This is a genomic window from Psychrobacter sp. T6-1, assembly GCF_052258445.1.
This window is the reverse complement of the sequence record NZ_JBQQFC010000156.1, coordinates 1-5,555: the sequence shown is the minus strand read 5'-3', so window position 1 is coordinate 5,555 and position 5,555 is coordinate 1. Positions and strand designations below refer to the sequence as shown.

6 protein-coding genes and 1 pseudogene are annotated in these 5,555 nt (G+C 42.6%); 5 read left to right on the top strand and 2 right to left on the bottom strand.

The features are described from left to right. The 4 genes from ACTXGO_RS08985 to ACTXGO_RS08970 form a co-directional block, all read left to right on the top strand. Positions 1–318, top strand: a 318-nt coding sequence (locus tag ACTXGO_RS08985) for a transketolase-like TK C-terminal-containing protein (RefSeq protein ID WP_443574125.1), incomplete at its 5' end; no start/stop codon positions are given. A gap of 208 nt (positions 319–526) precedes the next feature. Then, positions 527–1,276 carry a DUF3239 domain-containing protein gene (locus ACTXGO_RS08980; RefSeq protein ID WP_443542014.1) on the top strand — a complete coding sequence of 250 codons (750 nt, stop codon included), beginning with the start codon at positions 527–529 and terminating at the stop codon, positions 1,274–1,276. Positions 1,277–1,466: 190 nt separating this feature from the next. Beyond that, complete coding sequence (locus tag ACTXGO_RS08975; protein ID WP_443542012.1) at positions 1,467–1,745, top strand: type II toxin-antitoxin system RelE/ParE family toxin; 279 nt, start codon at positions 1,467–1,469, stop codon at positions 1,743–1,745. A gap of 32 nt (positions 1,746–1,777) precedes the next feature. Next, positions 1,778–2,077 carry a HigA family addiction module antitoxin gene (locus tag ACTXGO_RS08970; protein ID WP_443542010.1) on the top strand — a complete coding sequence of 100 codons (300 nt, stop codon included), beginning with the start codon at positions 1,778–1,780 and terminating at the stop codon, positions 2,075–2,077. Positions 2,078–2,219: 142 nt separating this feature from the next. On the opposite strand, the gene ACTXGO_RS08965 is transcribed toward ACTXGO_RS08970, so the two are convergent. Together ACTXGO_RS08965 and ACTXGO_RS08960 are read right to left on the bottom strand one after the other, a co-directional pair. Continuing rightward, complete coding sequence (locus tag ACTXGO_RS08965; RefSeq protein WP_443542008.1) at positions 2,220–2,810, bottom strand: YceI family protein; 591 nt, start codon at positions 2,808–2,810, stop codon at positions 2,220–2,222. 231 nt (positions 2,811–3,041) lie between these two features. Further along, on the bottom strand, positions 3,042–4,202 hold the full coding sequence (locus ACTXGO_RS08960; RefSeq protein ID WP_443542006.1) for an alpha-hydroxy-acid oxidizing protein: 1,161 nt from the start codon (positions 4,200–4,202) through the stop codon (positions 3,042–3,044). Between the two features lie 368 nt (positions 4,203–4,570). On the opposite strand from ACTXGO_RS08960, the pseudogene ACTXGO_RS08955 reads away from it, so the two are divergent. Then, a pseudogene (locus tag ACTXGO_RS08955) lies at positions 4,571–5,510 on the top strand (MBL fold metallo-hydrolase). Positions 5,511–5,555: the final 45 nt, after the last annotated feature.

Genomic DNA, 5,555 nt, shown 5'->3' with positions numbered 1-5,555 from the left:
TCAGAAGTTGGCCTTGCGATGCAAGCGCATCAAACGCTTAGCGAAAATGGCGTTGGCGTCCGTGTGGTCTCTATGCCCTGTGCGGAGATCTTTATGGAACAAGACGCTGATTACCGCGACTCGGTATTGCCTGCCACTATCCGCGCCCGCGTCGCAGTGGAGGCCGCGCATGTGGACTACTGGTACAAGTTCGTCGGTCTTGATGGTAAAGTCATCGGCATGACCACTTATGGTGAATCTGCGCCTGCTAGCGATTTGTATAAAGAGTTTGGTATTACCGCGGATGCGGTGGTTGAAGCGGTAAATAGTTTGGCCTGATTTGTAGGCTGCGGCTTTAACCCAGTACTTAGCTATGATTCATAGTTAAATTGAAGAGATTGTAAGAGGAGGAGCTGCTGGATAATTCCGGTGGCTCTTTTTTTATATTTAGAATACTATTCTCTAGATTACTGTTTGGATATTTGAAACATCCAAATAGCTTTTTAAAACCTTGTTAACAAGATCTGTAGCGTGGAAGGAATATCTAGTGAAGAATAATTTTACAGTTGATAATGACACTGTTGCTTCAAACCCGAGTAATGCAGAACTCAAAAAACGGGTATGGTTTCGACATAATAAGATAGTTGTAGGTTCACTACTCTTGTTTGTAGTTTGGTCGCTACTAGCTACTGTGATTATCGATATCGTATATTTATTCGTTATTGTTGTAGCAGTTATTATAAATGTTTACTATTGGACAAACAAAAAAGAGCATTTCTTAAGTGGTCATTCAAACGGTGGTATCGTTGTGGGTACTTATCCTACTCTCGTTGCTGTGAATGGAGACTTGAGTAAAGGCTATGGTTACTTTCCAGTTATAAAGATAACAAAACGCAATTCATTAAAAAATGTGAACATCGGTGACAGGATTCCAACTGTTGCCCTTTATACTGCTTCATCAGATGAATTCTTATCACATTGGATAAACTTTAACCCAATTCCCTTATCTTATGCTACAGATGATCCAAAAGTACTTGAACAAGCTATGCAGAGCTATCCAAATGAACAGTGGGAACAGCTAGAAAACTACTTGTTAAATTTGGAGAAACCCTACAAAGTTGGTTTGTATCAAGTTGAGAAAGAGCATAGTAGTTGGAATGAGGTATCGAATGACTCCCTAAATGTTCTAAATCGTCTTGAGCTTGAAGAAGGGCATGAGGGTATAAACCTGACAAAAATTATTATCAGTGTGGTTGTGTTTATAGCTATTTTAAAAGCAGTAGAATTTTTTGTTTAAAAACGCTACAAATGGTTTGCCTATTCGGTTATTAAGTGTACATAAGCGTCGCTGATGAAATAATTTTTTATAGGATTCGCCCCATACTTTATACTAACCAAAAGATCAGTGCGCAAAAAGCAGTTTATGTTTTGCTATTTATCGATTATCGATATACAATAAAAAACGTTCGCAATACTTTGGCATAAATATGACGATTGATTTTAAATGTAGCGATACGCGAGCGCTTTTTGAAACAGGAAAAACCAAGCGTTGGTCTGCAATCAAAAATGTAGCAGAACGAAAGCTATTACTGTTAGATAATGCAATTATTTTAGAAGATTTGAAATCGCCGCCTGGCAATCGTTTAGAAGCGCTACGAGGTAATAGAGAAGGTCAACACAGTATTCGTATTAACGCTCAATTCAGACTATGCTTTGTTTGGACAGACAAAGGAGCTATAGAAGTAGAGATAGTTGATTATCATTAATTTTAAATATAGTAGAATAAATAGAGGTTATTATGACTAAAAATGGTATGCGCCCCATACATCCAGGCGAAGTATTGCGAGAGGATTTTCTTAAGCCCCTTGATATGAGTGCTAATGCTCTAGCTAATAATCTTGGCGTCACGGCGGCTCGTATCAATGAAATTATCCGCGAGAAGCGAGGAGTTACCGCAGATACTGCTTTACGTCTAGCTAAGTATTTTGGTGGTAGCGCGCAGTTTTGGCTTAATTTGCAATCAACTTATGAGCTACGATTAATTGAGACGAATGATCTACAGTTTTTAGATGATATTGAGCCTATTGAGTATGCCTAATGGGTGCAAGGTAAGCGTAGCTAATAGTATGAAAGGTTAAAAATCGTATTAATAGGTTATGTCTTATCGTCATTCTCTGTGAGAATTTAAAAGTTTAATACTACCTTATAGTGAATATCACACTTTGACTATCTGGCAATCCTTAGTTCGCCGCTACCAGCTGACCTGATATCTCAAGTGGTATGTCATTGCCAACGAGGTTTGGAAACGCGGTAACGCCGTAGTCGTATCTGTTAATGGTGCCTGTTGCCTTAAACTTGATAACAGGTTGACGAGTGGCAGGGTCATTTTGAACGTTGTTGAGTTTGACCTTGACGGTTAGCGGCTTGGTTTGTCCCAGCACAGTAAAATTGCCAGTAACGTTCGCTTCTTTTGCGTTAATCATGCTGACCTTTTTGGAGACAAAAGTCATCGTCGGATATTGCGCGGTGTTGAGCAGCTCTTTGCGGCGCAAAAAAGCGTTACGCAGAGTGCCACCTGCATCGATGCTGTCAGTTTTTACTGTAAAGTTGATGGTTGTGCTCGTAGGGTTTTTTGCGTCATAACGGATTGAGCCATTCATATTATGAAACTGACCTTCTACCATACCATTGCCAAAGTAGGCGACTTGAAAGTCTACTTGAGTTTTGGGTAGATCCAGTTGCCATTTTTGCGGAGTCGCGGCTTGAGATATCGTAGGTAGGGATAGCAATAAGCTAGCGGCGAGGGTGGTGTTCATAATTGCGGGGTTCATACTCATAGTCCGTGACGCACTGTAAAATGTGTTTGTATTGTAATAGGTAATAAGGGAGTAGCCTACTATATTTGGCACTTTACCCTGTACGATTAAAGTTATCAGTCATTGCGTGGGTAGATTGATAAAGTCATATAAGTGATAATAATGAAACGTTTTGGCATAAAAAAGAGCGACTAAAATAATTTAGTCGCTCTTTTATTTTGAGGTAATTGCAAGGTTTATACCTAATTAGCCCTCAAAGGTACTGTACTCTTCGTTTTGACCGACAATCTCAATGAAATTTGGGTTTAGATCAGACAGTTTTTGAGCACCAGTGAGGAGCATGGTTGATCTTAGATCATTATTGATGTGCTCAATAACGGATTGTACGCCTTGTGCGCCGCCAAGGCCCAGGCCATACATCATCGGACGACCGATAGCGACGGCGTCAGCACCCATAGCCACAGCGCGAACGATGTCGATACCACGACGTACGCCGCCGTCTAAGATAACAGGTACGCGGCCAGCAACGATCTCAACGATAGGGGGTAGAGCAGTAATGCCAGCAGGGACACCATCGATCTGACGACCGCCGTGGTTTGAGACTTGAATAGCATTGGCACCTGCGCGGATGAATCTATCGGCATCATCAGGACGCAAAACGCCTTTGACGATAACGGGTAGTCCTGTGAATGTCTTAATAAATTGAATGTCTTCGGTTGTGAGTGAGGTTTTTTGATCAAAGAAGTTACCAAAACCGCCTTTTTTAGGATCATGGTTGGCAAAGGTAGCATCAGGACGGAATGGGCTGCCCATTGCTCTAAAGTCCTCTGGCTGACCTGGGCCTAGAGCGTCAGCGGTTAAGATAATAGCGGTATAACCAGCCGCTTTGGCACGACTTAACAGTGAGCGCGTTACTTTTATATCATTGTTCCAGTACAGCTGAAACCATTTTGGACCCGTAGTGGCCTTTGCGATCTCCTCTAGCGTTGCGTTTGAGGCACCCGATGAGCAATACAAGGTATTAGCAAGACCTGCGCCGCGAGCGGTGTCTTTTTCGCCTTGCTCATGCACCATCATATGTGCGCCCATAGGCGCTACCATGACAGGAGACGGCATATTTAGACCGAGCAGACGCGTTGAGATGTCGATATCATCGTTGGTTAAACCGACTAAGCGCTTGGCTGCAATGCGATAATCATTAAAGGCACGGCGGTTTTCACGTAGCGTCCACTCATCACCTGCGCCGCCTGATACAAAGGCATAGCCTGCTTTTGGAATAGCGGCGCGTGCTTCAACTTGCAAGCGATCTAAGCTAATAATATTGAGTTTTTTCTCAGCCGTGCTTGCCATATAAGGTACAGCGGGACGGCTAGCGTCATTCGCTGCGGCAAATACTTGCGTGCTCATTAATGGTATAGCGCCGAGGCCTATGCCCGCTGCGCCTAGTAACTTGCGTCTTGAAATCGTTTTTTGCTTAATTCGTGAGTGGTATTTACTGATGGTTTCATTATTCTTCCTTTAATTAATGAGAACTGATATGAGCATTTGTCAGAGCATTATAATAAATAATGAATGTTTGATGTTAACTATTTGTTAACTATGCGCTACGATAGTTAATTAAAACTTCAAATTACCGATTATTTGTTATATATTATTACAGGTTAGTAACTTCTTGTGATTTGATCTATCCATTCTCTAACTTTTTTTGTCGCCGAGTCAATACTATTATTATTTCAACTACATTAAGGACTATTATGACTTTATTCAAAAAATCTATGCTGACTCTTGCCAGTCTGACCCTGTCAGTTGCAGCGTCTGCGGCGTCCGATACGGGCATTAGTGTCGATAAATCCAACATCACGACTCGTGCTGTACTACCAGACTTTACTGTTGGCATGTGTGATGATGCCGCACCTACTTTAACCAAACTCAAAGATAATCTGTATCGTCATACCAATGGTTCAGGGCTTGCAGTCCACAGTGGTATCGTTATGATTACTGATGAAGGCGCGTTAGTTGTCGATGCAGGCGCGACTTGCGCGGCCCAGTGGCTTAGCAAAGAGATCCAAAGCCGCTTTGGTGTTCCTGTCAAATACAACGTCTTGACCCATGCTCACGCCGATCACATGGCAGGTAGCAGGTAGTCAAGTGTTTCAGCAGCAAGGCGCGACCATCGTCGCTCATAGAAACGCGATCGAGCCTGTCATTGGCGAGAGAATGCCGTATGCTATTCCAGATAAAGTGTTCGATGAAGACATGACCATTACCCTTGGCGGCGAGACCGTTGAGCTACACCGCGTCGATCCTAGTCATTCAAATAGCATGACCATGGTACTATTCCCGCGCCAAAAAGCCCTACAATGTACTGATGTCTGTCAAAACAAAACCATGCCATACAATGACTTTTTAGACTTTTACTATGATGGCTGGATTGACACTTTAGATTGGGTCATCGCACAAGACGTCGATATCATCGATATCGGTCATTACACGCCCGCGACCAAAGCTGAGCAAGTGGCGCTACGTGATTACATGGTCGATTTGCACAAGCAAGTTCTGACGCTTGAGCGCGCAGGTCAAAGCTGGGATCAGCTCTATCGCAATGTTAAGTTTAGCCCAGAGGTACAAAGCTGGACTAACTTTAGCAATATGAAAACTCTCAATACGCTTGGCATGCACCGCTGGGTAAAAAATCATCGCCGCGGTATGTGGTAGGCTACTGTTTATTAAAAGCCAAAAGCTAAAAGCTAAAAGCTAAAA

What these genes read in the sequence shown, in the direction of transcription:
- ACTXGO_RS08975 (WP_443542012.1), top strand. Translation starts at nt 1,467, where the DNA reads ATGACGATTGATTTTAAATGTAGCGATACGCGAGCGCTTTTTGAAACA.
- ACTXGO_RS08970 (WP_443542010.1), top strand. Translation starts at nt 1,778, where the DNA reads ATGACTAAAAATGGTATGCGCCCCATACATCCAGGCGAAGTATTGCGA.
- ACTXGO_RS08965 (WP_443542008.1), bottom strand. Translation starts at nt 2,810, where the DNA reads ATGAACCCCGCAATTATGAACACCACCCTCGCCGCTAGCTTATTGCTA.
- ACTXGO_RS08960 (WP_443542006.1), bottom strand. Translation starts at nt 4,202, where the DNA reads ATGAGCACGCAAGTATTTGCCGCAGCGAATGACGCTAGCCGTCCCGCT.